The following is a 16643-nucleotide window of genomic DNA, read 5'->3' on the forward strand; positions in this document are numbered from 1 at the left end:
CACTCAGGGGTGTCGGCGCACTCAGGGGTGATGTGGGCCGCCGTTGACAGGCGGCGTGGATCGTCGGAGCGGGGCACCCCGGGCACGGTCGTCGAACATGGGCCTGTCGATGCCGTGCTCGGCCATCCACGGGTTCGGCCGACCGCGCCGCGTCAGGGAATGACCGGGGCGGTGGCCGGGGGAGCGGTCGGGAGGGTGACCGGGGGAGTGCTCAGGAGGGCTCGAGGCCGTGGCCACGCAGCCAGGCCGCCGGGTCCACGGGCGAGCCGCCGTAGGGGCGGACCTCGAGGTGCAGATGCGGGCCCGTCGAGGTGCCGGAGTTCCCTGAGTAGGCGATGACCGTCCCGGCCTGGACATAGCCGGAGTAGAACACGGTGCTGTCGAGGTGCGCGTACCACGTCTCGGTGCCGTCGGCCGCGGTCAGGATGACCATGGTGCCGTAGCTGGGGTGGTACTGCGTGGTGATGGTCCCGTCGGTGACCGCCATGACCGGGGTGCCGTAGCTGACGGGGAAGTCGATGCCGGTATGGGTGGACATCCAGTTGACGCCGGACTGGCCGAACGAGGCGCTCAGGCCGCGCTGTTCGACGGGGAGGAAGAACTTCTGCCGGGCCGCCTCGGCCGCCTCGGCCGCCGCCGCGGCCTCTTCCTCCTCGCGCTCCTCCTGCTCCTCCAGGTCGATCCGGCCCTGGGTGCGGCTCGCGCGGTCCGCGTAGTCGTCGACCGCCTGGGTGAGGCCCGTCAGCTGCGTGTCGAACTGCTCGTTGGCGGTGACCTGTTCCACGTCGCCCGGGTCCGGCGCGGCGACGGGAGGTGGCTCCTCCACCGTGTCGGACTCGGACACGGTCGCGGCCGTCGCGACCGCCGTCACGCCGAGGACGGCCAGCGAGGGCGCCGCGACGCTGAGGAACGCGGACCGCCGCCGGGGCGATGTCCTGCGCCGCCTGTTGCGGGCGTCGGATCGCTGCGCGGCGGCGGCGACGGTCTCGTCGGGCTCGGCGTCGAGGTCGGGGTCCGCCTCGCGTGCGGCCTCGGCCGCCGGGCGCGCCGCCTCGGCCGCCTCGCGTTCGGCCTCCTCGACGGCGTGGACCGCTTCCACCGCGTCGGGCTCCGCCGCGCGGGGAGCCTCGGGCTCGTCCCGCTCGGGGGCCACGGCGTCGGCGGCGCCATAGGTCTCGTCCACCGCGTACCCGTCCGTGTACGCGTCGCCCGGGTATCCGTCGGCCGCGTCGGCGTAGCCGTACGCGTACCCCTCGGTGCCGCCCGCGTCATAGCCGGGCGCGTAGCCGTAGCCGTGCGCGGGGCGCGCGGGGGCCTCGGTGAGCGGCGCGTCGGGGGCGTACGCGGCGGTCCCGGTCCCGTCCGTCGCGGCGGTGGCCGCCGCGCCCGACCAGTCGCCGGTCTCGTATGCCGTCTGCCCGTACCACGAGAGGTCCTGCTGGTGGTCCTGCGCGAGATCCCGCGGCTGCTGGGGGGCCCACCCCTGGGCCTCGTAGGGCGCGTACACGTCGTACCCGCCGTCGTATCCGCCGCCGTACGCCTGCTGTGTCTGCTGAGCCTGTCGAGCCTGCTGCGCCTCGTAAGCCTCGTGCCCCGCGTACCCCTCGTGACCCGCGTACCCCGTGTACGCGTCGTACCGGGTGGCGTCGTCGTAAGCGGTGGAGCCGTCGTATCCGGCGGAGCCGAAGCCGGAGAGATCCGGGTGTCCGGAGACTTCCGACAGCAGACGTTCGCTCACCGATTACGCCTTTCGGCTCGACGACAGGAGCTGGGTGTGGGGCCAGGCGGCTGCGGTTCGGTCGGTGACTGTACCCGGCGGTATGCCGCGCCCACAATCTTTCCCGGGCTGTTCGCGGGTTTTGAGGAGCCTGAAACGGGCAATAGGCCGCCTTTCGACGGCTCTTACCACCGCTGCCGCACGTTGTGTTCGACAAGAGTTCGAATGGGGGCGCGCCGCCCCCTTCCCCGGCGTGCGTGTGATTTCCCCCTCGCCCCCGTATCGGCGGGGAGCGTGGTGCGCGATGCTGTGGTCAACGGCCGTTAACGGCGTTCCAGGAGGCTTGAGATGGGTGTATCGGGTCAGATCCGCGTCGTGGTGGCCAAGCCGGGGCTCGACGGGCACGACCGGGGCGCGAAGGTGATCGCCCGCGCCCTGCGCGACGCGGGCATGGAGGTCATCTACACCGGGCTCCACCAGACCCCGGAGCAGATCGTGGACACCGCGATCCAGGAGGACGCCGACGCGATCGGCCTCTCCATCCTCTCCGGCGCCCACAACACCCTCTTCGCGCGCGTTCTCGAGCTGCTGAGGGAGAAGGAGGCGGAGGACATCACCGTCTTCGGTGGCGGGATCATTCCCGAGGCCGACATTCCCCCGCTCAAGGCCGCCGGGGTCGCCGAGATCTTCACCCCGGGCGCCCCCACCACGGACGTGGTCGCCTGGGTGCGCGCCACCCTGGCCGCGCGCGCCGAGCCCGAGGGCCCAGCTGACCCCTCGGGGCCAACTGTGACAGGACTCACCACGGAGGTGTGACCCACCAATTTTCGGGCCCCCCTGACCCCCGGATACGCTCGACTCCGGACATGCCGCGTGCTTTCGGCGTTTGCCTGGCAACGCGGCCACGCGGCACGCCCACGCTGACAACGCACCGCGAGAACACTGACAAGGGACTGAACGCGTGGACCTGTTCGAGTATCAGGCGAGGGACCTCTTCGCCAAGCACGGCGTACCGGTGCTGGCCGGCGAAGTCATCGACACGCCGGAGGCGGCCCGCGAGGTGACCGAGCGACTCGGCGGTCGCGCGGTCGTCAAGGCGCAGGTCAAGACCGGCGGGCGCGGGAAGGCGGGCGGCGTCAAGCTGGCCTCCGACCCCGATGACGCCGTGGCCAAGGCGGGCGCCATCCTGGGCATGGACATCAAGGGGCACACGGTGCACCGCGTGATGCTGGCCGAGACGGCCGACATCGCCGAGGAGTACTACGTCTCCTTCCTCCTGGACCGCACCAACCGCACGTTCCTCGCCATGGCGTCCGTCGAGGGCGGCGTGGAGATCGAGGAGGTCGCGGCCACCAACCCCGAGGCGCTGGCCAGGATCCCGGTCGACGCGATCGAGGGCGTGACCGAGGAGAAGGCCCGCCAGATCGTCGAGGCGGCCCGTTTTCCCGCCGAGATCGCCGACCAGGTGGTCGACGTCCTCCAGAGGCTGTGGACCGTCTTCATCGCGGAGGACGCGCTGCTGGTCGAGGTCAACCCGCTGGTCAAGACGGGCGAGGGGCGCGTGATCGCGCTCGACGGCAAGGTCTCGCTCGACGCCAACGCCGAGTTCCGCCAGCCCGACCACGCGGCCCTCGAGGACAAGGCGGCCGCCAACCCCCTGGAGGCCGCGGCCAAGGAGCGCGGCCTCAACTATGTGAAGCTCGACGGCGGCACCGTCGGCATCATCGGCAACGGCGCGGGCCTCGTGATGAGCACCCTGGACGTCGTCGCCTACGCGGGCGAGAAGCACGGCGGCGTGAAGCCCGCCAACTTCCTCGACATCGGCGGCGGCGCCTCCGCCGAGGTGATGGCCAACGGGCTCGAGATCATCCTGGGCGACCCCGAGGTCAGGTCCGTCTTCGTCAACGTCTTCGGCGGCATCACCGCGTGCGACGCGGTGGCCAACGGCATCGTGCAGGCCCTGGCGCTCCTCAGGACGAAGGGCGAGGACGTCAACAAGCCCCTCGTCGTCCGCCTCGACGGCAACAACGCCGAGCTGGGCCGCAAGATCCTCACCGACGCCGACCACCCGCTCGTCGAGCAGGTGGACACCATGGACGGAGCGGCCGACCGCGCCGCCGAGCTGGCCGCGAAGTAAGCCGCGAAGCGAAGGACAACGAAACAGCCATGGCTATCTTCCTCACCAAGGAGAGCAAGGTCATCGTCCAGGGGATGACCGGCTCAGAGGGACAGAAGCACACCCGCCGCATGCTGGCGTCGGGCACCAACATCGTCGGCGGCGTCAACCCCCGCAAGGCGGGCCAGTCGGTCGACTTCGACGGCACCGAGATCCCCGTCTTCGGCGGCGTGGCCGAGGCCATCGAGGCCACGGGCGCGGACGTGACCGTGATCTTCGTGCCGGAGAAGTTCACCAAGGCCGCGGTCGTCGAGGCGATCGACGCCGAGATCCCGCTGGCCGTCGTGATCACCGAGGGCATCGCGGTGCACGACACCGCGTCGTTCTGGGCGTACGCGGGCCAGAAGGGCAACAAGACGCGCATCATCGGCCCCAACTGTCCTGGCCTGATCACCCCGGGCCAGTCCAACGCGGGCATCATCCCGGCGGACATCACCAAGCCGGGCCGCATCGGGCTGGTCTCCAAGTCCGGCACGCTGACGTACCAGATGATGTACGAGCTGCGCGACCTCGGCTTCAGCTCGTGCGTCGGCATCGGCGGCGACCCCATCATCGGCACCACCCACATCGACGCCCTCGCGGCGTTCGAGGCGGACCCCGACACCGACCTGATCGTGGTGATCGGCGAGATCGGCGGCGACGCCGAGGAGCGCGCGGCCGACTTCATCAAGGCCAACGTCACCAAGCCGGTCGTCGGCTATGTCGCGGGCTTCACGGCCCCCGAGGGCAAGACGATGGGCCACGCCGGCGCGATCGTCTCGGGCTCCTCCGGCACGGCGCAGGCGAAGAAGGAGGCCCTCGAGGCGGCGGGCGTGAAGGTGGGCAAGACCCCTTCGGAGACGGCCCGCCTGGCCCGCGAAACCCTGGCCGCGGCCTGACGGTTCCCCCCCGTCACCCCCTCCCGCCCGCCCCACCCCCACCGGGGGCCCGGGGCGGGCGCGGTCATGTGCGCCCCCCTCCGCGCCCGTTGCTCAACGTAACGGAGTGCCTTACGATCGGTGACGACAGTTGCGGCTGTCGCGACGAGAGGAGGCCACGATGGCCCTTCCCTGGGAGGCCGATCCTTCCGCGTTATTCGCCCGCCGCCTGGGCAGGTCGGCGGCGGAGCTGGGCACCACGGACGGTGAGGACGGGTGCCCCGACATCTGGCAGCTCGACAACGGAGACGTGGCGGTGATAGGCCGCGACCTGACGGCCGCCTACCGGGGGCGTCTCCCCGAGGGCGTCACGGTTGCCGCCCATGAGCGGCTCGTGATCATCCCCGGGATCATGCTGAGTTCGGCGAAGGCGGACATCCCCGATGCGTGAGACCCTTTGCCCCGCCCTCGAAACGGCGGGCGGCGTACACCTCGAACTACTCGACTACCGAAAGGAGTTCGCGGAGCGGCATCGTCGGCTCCGGGGGCGGGACTCGTGGAAGTGCGAGCGGCGGCAGGACTTCGTCGAGCTGGACCACCCCAGCTATGACGCGTTCCGGGCGGGCCGTTGGGAGGAGTCCATGCGGCTGCTGGACGACCGGCGCGAGAGCCTGCGCGAGACCATGCGCGAACGCTCCCTGCGCGCCACCGTCTTCCACCGGGTCCGCGTGGTGGAGGAGCCGTTGACGCCTTATCTCCAGTGGGAGTTGCGTTCCCTGGCCGTCCAGGCCGAGTGCGGCGCGGCGATCCGCGTGGTTCCCGGCGGGCGCGTGGCGCGTTTCGAGGAGTCGGGTCCGCTGCCCGAAGTGGTGGTCCTGGGCGGGGAGACGCTCTACCACGTCCTCTATACACCGACAGGCAGCCTGGACGGCGCCATCCGCATCGACGACAGCGCCGTCGTCAGCTCCTGGACGGCGCTCATCCGCGGCCTCTACGGGGACGGCGAGGACGTGACGGCGTACGTCGACCGCCATGTCGCCACTCTCCCGCCCCCGCGGGTGGGGTCAGGGGAGTAGCGGGCCGCCGTGGACGAGGAGGATCGCGGCGGGGCCGACGAAGCGCCGGGCGGCACGCGTGCTGAGCTGTCCGGCGCCTCTCGGGACGTCGTGCAGGCGGGGAGCGTGAGCGGTGGCGTCCACTTCCACTCCGGGGCGGAGGACCGCGCGCCCGGGGAGCGCAGACCCAGGCAACTCCCAGGTGGCATCCGCCAGTTCGTCGACAGGGAAGAGGAGCTCGAGCTGCTCGGCACCATCCTGCCGACGAGCGCGGACGGGCCGCTGCTGGCCTCGGTGTATGTCATCGCGGGGACGGCGGGGGCGGGCAAGACGTCGCTGGCACTGCGCTGGGCGCACCGGGTGGCCGACCGGTTTCCCGGCGGACAGCTGTACGTCAACCTGCGCGGATACGACCCCGGCCCCCCGGTGACCGCGCACGAGGCGCTCCACCGTTTCCTGACGGCCCTCGGGGTCGACGCCCGGTCGATCCCGGACGACGTGGACGCGGCCGCCGCGCTCTACCGTTCGGAGCTGGCCGACCGGCGGATCCTGGTGGTGCTGGACAACGCCTCGTCCGCCGCCCAGGTCCGGCCCCTGCTGCCCGGCGAAGGCCACAGCCTGGCGGTGGTCACCAGCCGCAGCCGCCTGTCCGGGCTGGCCATACGGGACGGCGCCCGCCGCATCACGCTGGGGACCCTGCCCGAGCCGGAGGCCGTCGCGCTCCTCAGGGCCATCGTCGCCGGGTACCGCTCGGGGGACGACGCCGACAAGCTCGCCGAGCTGGCCCGGCTGTGCGCCGGTCTTCCCCTGGCCCTGCGCATCGCGGGCGAGAGGGCGGCCACCCACCCCTATCTCGGACTTGACGACCTGATCGCCGACCTGCGGGACGAGTCCGCGCTGTGGGACGTCCTCAGCGCCGTGGACGGGGGAAACGAGGAGGAGGCCGAGGCCGTGCGGACCGTTTTCGCGTGGTCCTACCGAGCGTTGCCCGCGAAAGCCGCTCGTGTCTTCCGCCTGCTGGGACTGCATCCGGGACCCGAGATAGGCCTCGAGGCCGCCGCCGCCCTGGCCGGGCAGAGCCCGCGCGCCACCCGCCAAGTGCTCGATGTGCTCGTCGGCGCCCACCTGTTGGAGCAGACCGCACCCGACCGCTATGAGTTCCACGACCTGCTGCGCGCCTACGCCGCCGACCAGGCGCAGCGCGAGGAGGCATCGGAGGGGCGCGAAGGCGCGCTGCGGCGCGTGCTCGACTGGTATGCGCGGGGGGCCGACGCGGTGCAACGCCGGGTCAGCCCCGCCGAGGCACGGATCTCGCCCGATCCACCGGACGGGGAGAGCGCGGCACCGTCGTTCCCCGACCACGACGCGGCCGTCGACTGGTCGGAGCGTGAGTACCCCAACCTGCTGAGCGCCGTGCGCGCCGCCGAGAAGGCCGGGTTCGACCGACTCGCCTGGCAGTTGGCGGCCATTCTGCATGTGGCCAGGCCGCCGTCGGCTCCTCGGCGGATGTGGCTGCCCGCGGGGGAGACGGGCCTGCGCGCGGCGCGGAGGCTGGGCGACCGCGCCGCGGAGGCCGAGCTGCTCTCCTGCCTCGGGCTGATCCACCGGGGCCTCGGCCACCTCGAGGAGAGCGGCCGGTGCCACGAGGCGGCCCTGGCGATCCGCCGGGAGCTGGGGGACCGGTTCAACGAAGCACGTTCCCTCAACCACCTCGGCCTCGTCGGCCTCCACAGGCGTCGGCTGACCGACGCACGGCGGCGCCTCGCCGAGGCGATCGAGATCTTCGGGACACTGGGCGCCGACCACTGGGAGGCCATCACCCGGTCCAATCTGGCGCAAACCCTCTGGGAGTCGGAGGAGTTGACCGCGGCGGCCGAGCAGGCGTCCCGCGCACTCGCGGCCCACAGGGCGCTGGGCAACGAGCGTGCCATCGGCAACGTTCTCCGCGTGCGGAGCGACATCCTGCGGGAGAGCGGCGACGCGGACGGGGCCCTGCGCGCCGCGGGGGAGGCCGTGCGCATCGCCGTGCACCTCCGGTATCGCGTCGCGGAGGCGTACTGGCTGATCACGCTCGGGCACGCTCAGCGGGCGACGGGCAGGGCCGAGGAGTCGCTTGAGTCCTACCAGCGCTCGGCCGCGCTGCACCGGCGGCTGGCCGATCCGAGCCGGGAGGCCCTGGCGTGGCAGGGCGCGGGCGAGGCGTATCGGGAGCTGGGGCGTTCGGAGGAGGCGGCGGCGTTCCTCCGACGGGCCGCCACCGCGCACCGGGACCTCGGCGACGCCTGGCACGAGGCCCTGGCCCTGGACGCCCTGGCCACGACCCTGGTTGAGCCCCACCCCGAGACGGCCCACCGGCGGCCTCGTGCTGACCTACGGCGGGCTGGTGGCCAGGGCCGCGGTGCTCGCCACCCAACCGGCCGCGCGCATCCCCGGCGGCGCTGGAACGCGCTCGCGCGCTGCTGAGGCCGCGCTCGGGCGGGCCACCCGGGTGGCCCGCCCGTTCGTTCACTGGGTGATCGTGTCGTTGCCGGGCCAGCCGATGATGATGTCCGTGCCGCCGTCGCCGGTGATCGTGTCGTCGCCCGCGCCGCCGATGAGGAGGTCGTCGCCCTCGCCGCCCGAGATGTGGTCGTCGCCCGAGTCGCCGTAGACGATGTCGTTCCCGTCCCACGCCTCGATCACGTCGTCGCCGGGTCCGCCGTGGAACACCTCGTCGATGGGCTGGCCCATCAGGTGGTCGTCGCCGTTGCCGCCCAGCAGGACGCCGTTGCCCATGAGCATGTCGTCGCCGTCCTCGCCCATGACCAACTCCGCCGTGTGGGCGTGCAGTTCGTCGTTGCCGTCGCCGCCGCGGACCAGGGTGACGCCCGGCTCGCTGGTCATCACCGAGTCGTCGCCGTCGCCGAGCAGGACGCGGATGTCGTCCGTCCGGTCGCTGTTGGTGGGCAACTCGCAGGCGACGAACGTCTCGTCCTCCGGGTCGGGGTGGGTGCAGTGGTCGCCAGGCGTGATCGGCACCACGTCCGTGAAGCCGATCCGCCGGACCTCGGGGCCGGTGTCCATCGAGAAGACGTGCAGGTCGTTGGCCTCGGGGCCGCCCTCGAACACGATGGACTGGGTGAACCCTTCCCAGTCGGCGCTGACGGTCGTGGTGCTCTGGGCGGCGGCGGGTGTGGCGCCGAGGCCGGTGGCCACCAGGGCCACAACGGCCGCGGAGGAAGCGGGGATGAGCCGTGACCGCATCATGGGTGCGTCCTCACTCCGAGAGGGAAGTTGTCGTGTACGTAGCAATCTCACCAACTCTCCTGCATCGCGTGCGTCCCGTCCACACCCCCGTCACCACGGCGCCGCGTCAGCGGACTCCGCGCCGCGAGCCGGGCTCCGTGAGCGTCGCCAGCGCCTCGCGGGCCTGGTCCGCCGTGGGGCGGTGCGGGGGGTCGGCCGTGGTGGCGAGGTGGTGCGCGCGCCTGAGATGGGTCATGGCGGTCAGGTCGTCGAACCAGCCGCGCGCCCGGTGCGCGGCGGCCAGCTCCAGGTGCATGCGGGCGGCGGCCACGCGCGAGTCCTGGGACACGGCGGCCGCCAGGGCCAGGCCGAGGCAGACGATCCACTCGTCGTGGCGGCCCCGGGCCCGGTAGTAGCCGTGCAGGGTCTCGCCGAGTTGGTAGGCGCGGCCGTATTCGCCCTCCGCGAAGAGCGTCCGCATCAGGGGCGCGATGTTGGCGCGGTCGGGGTCCATGGCCGTGAGCGCCTGCTCCGCGCCGGGGAAGAGCTGGTCCCTGACGTCGGCGGTCGCGAAGATCCGGCCCCACCGCGGGCGTTCGACGGTGGCCAGGTCGACGGCGGCCATCCGGCGCAGATACCACCCGGCGACCCCGGACAGCCTTCCGCCGCGCGTCACCCTGCTCCGGCGGTCGGCGTCCCGGTGGACGGACGGCTCCATGTGGTAACGGTCGGCGCCCCCGGGGGTCAACAGGCCCGCCGCCACGAGGGTTTCGATGGCCCGCCGGGCGCGATCCGGGTCCCCCGCGCCGCCCATCCGTTCGACGAAGTCGCGGTGGAAGTCGGGGGTGGGATGGGTGCCGAGCCGTTCGATGAGCAGCGCCGCGTCCTGGCCCAGCCCCCGGAAGTCGATGTCCCCCATGGCGGGCACCCTATGACCCTCAGCGCCCCACGCACACCGCCGTCACCGCCGCCGCGAAGGCCAGCAGCAGGGTCACCGTGGTCAACGCCCAGGCATGGGCGCCGCGTTCGGCCGCGGCGCGGATCGCGAGCGGGGGGCGGGGGGTGACCGGCTGGGCCGAGGCCATCGCGCGCAGGCGGGGGGCCAGGTCGGGGGCGGCGAGGGTCGCCCTCGCGTGGGCGAGGCGGCTCTCCGCCGCCGCGGTCGTCGCCTCGGCCTCCGCGGCCGTCTCGGGGAGGTCGAGGCCCACCGCCTCGTGCAGCACGAGGCAGCGGCGCTGGCCGCGGGGGAGGGCGAGCAGGGTGGCGAGCAGGCGCCGGTCGTCGGGCGGGACCGTGTGGAGGTCGGCGGGGCGGCGGCGCGGGATCAGCAGGGGCCAGGGTGAGAGCGCCCGTTCGTGCGCCGCCGCCCGCACCCACCCGGCCGGGTCCCGGTCGACGGCCACCTCGGGCCAGCGTTGCCAGGCCAGGTGGAACGCGTGGACGACGGCCCGTTCCGCCTGGCGCCGCCTGCCGCAGAGCAGGAATGCCTGCCGCACCAGCGACACCGCGTGGACGGAGTAGAGGCGGTCGAAGGCGGCGGCGGGGCCACTGGTCATCGCCCCACCCGGGGGCGTGGGAGCACCGAGAAGTGTGTAAAAAAGTACATAGGCATATATTGGGCGACACGTCAGCGAAAACCCGTTACCTCCGCCTGCCCGGCGTTGTTGGCAGCATGGCCGGGTGCGACACGTGCGACAGGTGCGACATCTTCTCGAGGGGCTCCTGGCCGCCGGGCTCGGGCTCGGCGGCCTCGCCGCGCTGGTCCTGCTGCTGTGGACCCTCTCGCCCCACCCCCACGGCGGCGCGGACGGCGCCCTCCGCATCGCGGCCGATCTGTGGCTCCTCGCCCATGGCACCGAACTGACGCGCGGCCAGGCCCCGGTGGGCGTCACGCCGTTGCTGCTCTCCGCCCTGCCCGCCTGGCTCCTCTTCCGCGCCGTGCGCGCCGCCGACTGGCGGCCCGAGCCGGACGAGGGGACGCGCGCCGCGCTGTGGACGACCTGCGGCTATCTCATTGCCGCGACCGCCGCCGTCCTCTACACGCTGCCCGCCGACATCAGCGCCAAGCCGCTCAGCGCCGCCGTGCATGTGCCGCTCTTCGCGCTGATCGCCACGTTCGCCGGGGCCTGGTCGGTCACCGGGCCGCCCGAGTGGCTGCGCGAGCTGCTGCCGTCCGCGCTCGACGGCCGCCGCCTGCGCGCCGCGGCGCGCGTCGCGTTCGCCGCGCTCGTCGCCTACTGCGCGGGCGGCGCCCTGCTCGCCCTCGGCGGGCTCGTGCTCGACGCGCCCGCCGCGCAGAACGGGTTCGGCCAGCTCAGCGCCGACTGGCCCGGCAGGCTCGCCGTGCTGCTGCTCACCGTGGCGCTGCTGCCCAACGCCGCGCTGTGGGGCGCCTCCTACGGCCTCGGCCCCGGATTCACCCCGGGCGGGGGCGCGACGGTCGCGCCGCTGGCGTTCACCGGGGAGCCGCTCGACCTGCCGCCGTTCCCGCTGCTCGCCGCGCTGCCCTCGGGCACCCCCGACAACGCCGCGCTGTGGGTCGCCGTCGCCGCCGTGCCCGCCGCGGGCGTCGCCGCCACCGCGTGGTACGCGACCGCCGCCGCCGTCCCGGTGCCGGGCGAGCGCCGCACCGCGTCCGGGTGGGCGGGCACCGCGCTGACCGCCGCGCTCGCCGCGGGCGGTACGGGCGTCGCGCTCGGCGTCCTCGGCGCCTACGCCGGGGGGCCGCTCGGCACCGAGGAGCTGGCGGCGTTCGGGCCCGACGGGTGGCTGGTCGCGGGGGCCGCGTTCGCCTGGAGCGCCCTCATCGGGGTGCCGCTCGCGCTGGCCCTGCGCGCGTGGCGGCTGCGCCGCCCCCGCTGGCTCCGCGCCCTCGCCGCGCGCGCCGTGCCGCGGCGCAGGGAGCGGAGCCGGACGCGCAGGCGCCGCCGGACGGGGAAGGGCGACGCGTGGCACACCACCGTCGCCCGCCGCACCCGTTGGGCGGCGCTCAAGAAGTCGTCGGGGGCGCTGGTCGAGACGGAGGGCGAGCCCCGCCCCTGAGCGGGGGCCGCCCCCGGGGGGGGGCAGGGCGCGCGATCCGCCGGACGGGTCGCTAGTCCTGCTCGCCCAGGATGGGCCGCAGCTGGCTGGGCAGCAGCTCCTCGCACGCCTCACGGGACGGCGTGGTCAGCGCGTCGTCCACGCAGTCGAAGTAGTCCTTGTAGACCAGCTGCACGGTGTACGTCGCGGCCACGATGAACAGCGCCGCGGACGCCAGCACGATCCCCGAGACCGCCGCCGCGAACTGCGGCCGCGCGCCCCGGCCTCCGGGGCCTCCTGGCGCGGCACCCGGGGGGCGCGTGGGCGGCGGAGGGGGCGCCTCCTGCTTGCCCTGCAACGCCTCGAGCCGCCGGTTGCGCGGCTCGCTCGGCTCGCGCGGGCCACCGCGCAGCGCGCTGATGCCCCAGTAGAGGGCCAACGCCCCGAGCAGCAGCGCCAGCCACTCCCAGCCGAGCAGCCCGCCGAACACGCCCCACATGCCCGCGAGCACGGCGTACCGCGCGTGCCGCTGGCCAGGGTCGGAGGGGTCCCAGCGCGACGTGCCGCCCGGGCCGCCCGCGGGGCCGCCGCGCTCCTGCTCGCCCGGTGGCTCGCCGAACCCGCCGCCGCCCCGCTTGGGCTGACGCCTGCTCCACTGGCTGCCCCAGCGCTGCCGCTGGTCGTCGCCGCCGTCCTGGCCGCCGCCCTCGCCCCGCCCCTTCCCGCCGTCGGCGTCCTCGCCCTCGCCGTCCCGCCGCTGGTCGGATCCGCCGCTGTGACGCGGCTGCCACGGCCGGTCGGGCTGTCCCTCGGGGGGCGGGGCGAAGGGGTTGTCCTCCTCGCCTGGCCGGTCCTGCCGGTCGGAGGAGCGGCGTCGGTCCGTCATCGTCGGTCCGTCATCGTGGTCGTCGAATCTCCTTCGTGGGCACGGCGCATCGGCGCCGTCTCCTCGACCGTACCTGGCCGCGGCCGTCCCGGGGCACGGGGGGAGCGAGGCGTGCCGGTATCGTTGCGGCGCAAGCTGCCACCGGCGGCGGGGGGCGACCCCGGGGACCGGTGCACAGGACGACCGGTACAGGACGACCGGTACACAGGACAGAGAAGAGACACCCACCGTGGCCGCAGCTCCCGAGCAGCCGTCTCCGGCGCGCGTCGTCGTCCTGGTCTCCGGATCCGGCACGAATCTCCAGGCGTTGCTCGACGCCTCCGCCGAGCGCGGCCCCGCGTACGGCGCCGAGGTCGTCGCGGTGGGCGCCGACAGAACCGGGATCGAGGGGCTGCGCCGGGCCGAACGCGCCGGGCTCCCGACGTTCGTCCACCGGGTCGCCGACTACGACTCGCGCCCCGACTGGGACCTGGCGCTCACCGAGTCGGTCGCCGCGCACCAGCCCGACCTGGTGGTCTCCGCGGGGTTCATGAAGATCGTGGGCGCCGACTTCCTCGCGCGCTTCGGCGGCAGGCTCATCAACACACACCCCGCGCTGCTGCCCAGCTTCCCCGGGGCGCACGGGGTGCGCGAGGCGCTCGCGCACGGCGTGAAGGTGACCGGGTGCACCGTCCACTTCGTGGACGAGGACGTCGACGCGGGGCCGATCATCGCCCAGGCGCCCGTGGTGGTCCACGAGGGTGACGACGAGGCCACCCTGCACGAACGCATCAAGGACGCGGAACGGGCGCTGCTCGTGGACGTCGTGGGGCGGCTCGCCCGCGACGGGTACCGCATCGAGGGACGGAAGGTGTTGATCCCGTGACCGGCGAAGAGACGACGAGGCGGCCCATCCGGCGCGCGCTGATCAGCGTGTACGACAAGACGGGCCTCGCGGATCTCGCGCGCGGGCTGCACGAGGCCGGGGTGCGCATCGTGTCCACCGGCTCGACGGCCGCGCGCATCGCGGACGCGGGCGTGCCCGTGACCCCGGTCGAGGAGGTCACCGGCTTCCCCGAGTGCCTCGACGGCCGGGTCAAGACGCTGCACCCGCGCGTGCACGCGGGCCTGCTCGCCGATCTGCGCCGCCCCGAACACGCCGCGCAGCTCGACGAGTTCGGCATCGAGCCGTTCGACCTGCTGGTGGGGAACCTCTACCCCTTCCGGCTCACCGTCGCCTCGGGCGCCTCCGTCGACGAGTGCGTGGAGCAGATCGACATCGGCGGCCCCGCCATGGTGCGTTCGGCCGCGAAGAACCACCCGTCGGTCGCCGTGGTGACCGACCCGGCGGGCTACGACGACGTGCTCGCGGCCGTGGCCGCAGGCGGGTTCACGCTCGCCGAGCGGCGGCGGCTGGCGGCGCGGGCGTTCGCGCACACCGCGGAGTACGACGCCGCGGTGGCGGCCTGGTTCGCCGAGCTCGACGCCCCTGGGACGGCCGACGGCGAGCACGCGTTCGCCGAGCGGACCACCGTGACATTCGCCCTCGAGCGCGTGCTGCGCTACGGCGAGAACCCGCACCAGGCGGCGGCGCTCTACGGCGACGGCACGGGCGCGGGGCTCGCGGCGGCCGAGCAGCTGCACGGCAAGGAGATGTCCTACAACAACTACGTGGACACCGAGGCCGCCCGCCGCGCCGCGTACGACCACGAGGCGCCCTGTGTGGCGATCATCAAGCACACCAACCCCTGTGGCATCGCCATCGGTTCGGATGTGGCCGAGGCGCACCGCAAGGCGCACGCGTGCGACCCGCTGTCCGCCTACGGCGGCGTGATCGCCGTCAACAGGCCCGTGTCGGTGGCGATGGCCGAGCAGGTCGCGGACATCTTCACCGAGGTCATCGTGGCCCCGGGCTACGAGGAGGGCGCGGTCGACGCCCTGGCGCGCAAGAAGAACATCCGCGTGCTGCGCTGCCCCGAACCCCCGCTTGCCACCACCGAGTACCGGCCGGTGGACGGCGGCGCGCTCGTGCAGGTCACCGACCGCTTCCAGGCCCCTGGCGACGACCCGGCCACCTGGCGGCTGGCCGCGGGGCCCGCGCTGTCCGAACCCGAGCTGGCCGAGCTGGCGTTCGCGTGGCGCGCGGCCAGGGCCGTGAAGTCCAACGCCATCCTACTGGCCGCCGAAGGCGCCACCGTGGGCGTCGGCATGGGCCAGGTCAACCGGGTCGACTCCGCGCGCCTCGCGGTGCGGCGCGCGGGGGCCGAGCGGGCCGCGGGCTCGTACGCGGCGTCGGACGCGTTCTTCCCGTTCCCCGACGGGCTCCAGGTGCTGGCCGACGCGGGCGTCAAGGCCGTGGCGCAGCCCGGGGGTTCGGTCAGGGACGAGGCGGTGGTCCAGGCCGCCGAGGCGGCCGGGATCACCATGTACCTCACGGGGACGCGGCACTTCTTCCACTGATTCCACTTCCACTGATTCCACCGAGCCGCGTCCGCAGAGCCCAGGAGCGGGCTCAGGGGTGGTCGCGGTGGAGCAGCCCGACCACGACGTCGTGCACGACCTCGTGGTCGCGCGGGTCGTACAGCCGGTGGGGGCCGCCGTCGAGGGTGTACCACTCGGCGGCGCCCGCGTAGCGGACGCGCATCGTCAGCTCGCCGTCCGCCTCGGCGCCCGTGCACAGCTCGAGTTCGCCGGTGATGACGCCGACTTCCTTGGTCATGACGCCGCCCTTGGGGGCCGTGAAGGTCGAGTACCTGTCGTTCATGACCGCCATCTTCCCGGCATGGCCGGGTATCGGCGTGTATTGAACGCCGCCGGTCGCGCGCCTGGCCGTGGTGGCCGGGCGCGCGACCGAGGCCTGCGGGCGGAACTCTCAGGCGACGAGCGGCACCTGGGTGCCCTCGGGGGGCGACTGGTACTGCTGGTTCACCTTGTTGATCTCGGACTGGTAGTAAATGATGTACGCGCCGAAGACGATCGACAGCACGCAGCCGAGCCCTGGGCTGCACGTCTCGGGCAGGCCCGCGGCGCGCTGCGCCTGCTGGATGCGCTTGCCCGTGTTGTACGCGCTGACGAACGGCGGGATGATCAGGTAGCCACCGGGGATGAACGCCAGCACGCTGAGCGCGGGGTTGACCTCGATGCGCTGGTCGAAGCGGTTGAGCTCGCTCTGGATCTTGGCCCACCACACCAGGCCGTAGATGCCACACGTGACCAGCGTGAGCAGCCACGTCACGCCAGGGCCTCGGGTCGGCATCGCCTGGCCGAAGCCGACGGGCTGCACGCCGCCACCGGGCGGGATGGGCGCGTTCTGCCCGTACGGCACGGGCGGGCCGCCGGGACCAGGCTGGCCACCCGAAGGCCCTGGGTAGGGCCCCGGCTGTGCGCCGGGCGTCCCTGGCTGGCCACCGGGCGGTCCCGGCGGCGGCCCTGGGTAGGGCCCCGGCTGCGCGGCGTCCTGCGGACCCGGGTAGGGACCCGGCTGTCCCGAGGACGCTCCCGGGTAGGGGCCCGGCTGGCCGCCCTGGGGCGGGTAAGGCCCCGGCTGCCCACCCTGCGGCGGCTGGCCGGGCGGGGACTGGTAGTTGCTCACGTTCGTGGGCTCCTCATGCGTGCTTGAACGGTTGGGCCGGGAAACGGCCGCGCGTCCCGCTCGGCGCGAACGCGCGCGCAGCAGCGCGGGCACCCTGCGGGGCGCCTTCAAGCCGCGCCCCCCACCTCATCCGGC

General features: G+C 73.6%; 16 protein-coding genes and 1 pseudogene. 10 read left to right on the forward strand and 7 right to left on the reverse strand.

Features of this window, described 5'->3' with window-relative positions; translation table 11 throughout:
• Positions 1 to 211 precede the first annotated feature (211 nt).
• A complete protein-coding gene (locus D7318_RS25205; protein WP_120699500.1) occupies positions 212 to 1738 on the reverse strand; it encodes a M23 family metallopeptidase in 1527 nt (508 codons plus the stop codon).
• Between the two features lie 327 nt (positions 1739 to 2065).
• Between D7318_RS25205 and D7318_RS25210 the strand changes: the two genes are divergently transcribed.
• From D7318_RS25210 to D7318_RS35010, 7 genes and pseudogenes are all read left to right on the forward strand, one after another.
• Positions 2066 to 2533 carry a cobalamin B12-binding domain-containing protein gene (locus tag D7318_RS25210; protein WP_230424058.1) on the forward strand — a complete coding sequence of 156 codons (468 nt, stop codon included), beginning with the start codon at positions 2066 to 2068 and terminating at the stop codon, positions 2531 to 2533.
• 145 nt (positions 2534 to 2678) lie between these two features.
• A complete protein-coding gene (sucC, locus tag D7318_RS25215; RefSeq protein WP_120699501.1) occupies positions 2679 to 3854 on the forward strand; it encodes an ADP-forming succinate--CoA ligase subunit beta in 1176 nt (391 codons plus the stop codon).
• A 29-nt stretch (positions 3855 to 3883) separates the two neighbouring features.
• Positions 3884 to 4771, forward strand: a complete 888-nt coding sequence (sucD, locus tag D7318_RS25220; RefSeq protein WP_120699502.1) for a succinate--CoA ligase subunit alpha — start codon at positions 3884 to 3886, stop codon at positions 4769 to 4771.
• Positions 4772 to 4931: 160 nt separating this feature from the next.
• Positions 4932 to 5201 carry a hypothetical protein gene (locus tag D7318_RS25225; RefSeq protein WP_120699503.1) on the forward strand — a complete coding sequence of 90 codons (270 nt, stop codon included), beginning with the start codon at positions 4932 to 4934 and terminating at the stop codon, positions 5199 to 5201.
• Positions 5194 to 5826, forward strand: coding sequence for a DUF6879 family protein (locus D7318_RS25230; protein WP_120699504.1), 633 nt, complete (start codon positions 5194 to 5196; stop codon positions 5824 to 5826). Before D7318_RS25225 ends, D7318_RS25230 begins: the two co-directional genes overlap by 8 nt.
• A 273-nt stretch (positions 5827 to 6099) precedes the next feature.
• Positions 6100 to 7578: pseudogene (locus tag D7318_RS35005) on the forward strand (NB-ARC domain-containing protein); the annotation flags it as partial.
• Between the two features lie 252 nt (positions 7579 to 7830).
• Positions 7831 to 8268, forward strand: a complete 438-nt coding sequence (locus D7318_RS35010; RefSeq protein ID WP_408055533.1) for a tetratricopeptide repeat protein — start codon at positions 7831 to 7833, stop codon at positions 8266 to 8268.
• A 42-nt stretch (positions 8269 to 8310) separates the two neighbouring features.
• On the opposite strand, the gene D7318_RS25240 is transcribed toward D7318_RS35010, so the two are convergent.
• From D7318_RS25240 to D7318_RS25250, 3 genes are all read right to left on the reverse strand, one after another.
• Positions 8311 to 9051, reverse strand: coding sequence for a calcium-binding protein (locus D7318_RS25240; protein ID WP_120699505.1), 741 nt, complete (start codon positions 9049 to 9051; stop codon positions 8311 to 8313).
• A 106-nt stretch (positions 9052 to 9157) separates the two neighbouring features.
• On the reverse strand, positions 9158 to 9949 hold the full coding sequence (locus D7318_RS25245) for a hypothetical protein (protein WP_120699506.1): 792 nt from the start codon (positions 9947 to 9949) through the stop codon (positions 9158 to 9160).
• 19 nt (positions 9950 to 9968) lie between these two features.
• A complete protein-coding gene (locus D7318_RS25250) occupies positions 9969 to 10586 on the reverse strand; it encodes a sigma factor-like helix-turn-helix DNA-binding protein (RefSeq protein ID WP_120699507.1) in 618 nt (205 codons plus the stop codon).
• 124 nt (positions 10587 to 10710) lie between these two features.
• Here D7318_RS25250 and D7318_RS33010 point away from each other — a divergent pair, with 124 nt between their 5' ends.
• Positions 10711 to 12072 carry a cell division protein PerM gene (locus D7318_RS33010; RefSeq protein ID WP_183091757.1) on the forward strand — a complete coding sequence of 454 codons (1362 nt, stop codon included), beginning with the start codon at positions 10711 to 10713 and terminating at the stop codon, positions 12070 to 12072.
• 52 nt (positions 12073 to 12124) lie between these two features.
• On the opposite strand, the gene D7318_RS25260 is transcribed toward D7318_RS33010, so the two are convergent.
• A complete protein-coding gene (locus tag D7318_RS25260) occupies positions 12125 to 12937 on the reverse strand; it encodes a hypothetical protein (RefSeq protein WP_120699508.1) in 813 nt (270 codons plus the stop codon).
• A 229-nt stretch (positions 12938 to 13166) separates the two neighbouring features.
• Between D7318_RS25260 and purN the strand changes: the two genes are divergently transcribed.
• Positions 13167 to 13802 carry a phosphoribosylglycinamide formyltransferase gene (gene purN, locus D7318_RS25265; RefSeq protein WP_120699509.1) on the forward strand — a complete coding sequence of 212 codons (636 nt, stop codon included), beginning with the start codon at positions 13167 to 13169 and terminating at the stop codon, positions 13800 to 13802.
• Positions 13799 to 15376 (forward strand): bifunctional phosphoribosylaminoimidazolecarboxamide formyltransferase/IMP cyclohydrolase, encoded by a 1578-nt coding sequence (gene purH, locus D7318_RS25270; RefSeq protein ID WP_120699510.1) that lies wholly within the window; start codon positions 13799 to 13801, stop codon positions 15374 to 15376. Before purN ends, purH begins: the two co-directional genes overlap by 4 nt.
• Positions 15377 to 15428: 52 nt before the next feature.
• Here the strand turns inward: purH and D7318_RS25275 are convergent, their stop codons facing one another.
• Both D7318_RS25275 and D7318_RS34670 read right to left on the reverse strand, forming a co-directional pair.
• Positions 15429 to 15680 (reverse strand): hypothetical protein, encoded by a 252-nt coding sequence (locus D7318_RS25275; RefSeq protein WP_120699560.1) that lies wholly within the window; start codon positions 15678 to 15680, stop codon positions 15429 to 15431.
• A 108-nt stretch (positions 15681 to 15788) separates the two neighbouring features.
• Complete coding sequence (locus D7318_RS34670) at positions 15789 to 16508, reverse strand: DUF4234 domain-containing protein (RefSeq protein ID WP_120699511.1); 720 nt, start codon at positions 16506 to 16508, stop codon at positions 15789 to 15791.
• Between the last annotated feature and the right edge of the window lie 135 nt (positions 16509 to 16643).

This window comes from Streptomyces radicis, from assembly GCF_003626575.1.
Taxonomy (GTDB): Bacteria; Actinomycetota; Actinomycetes; order Streptomycetales; family Streptomycetaceae; genus Streptomyces; species Streptomyces radicis.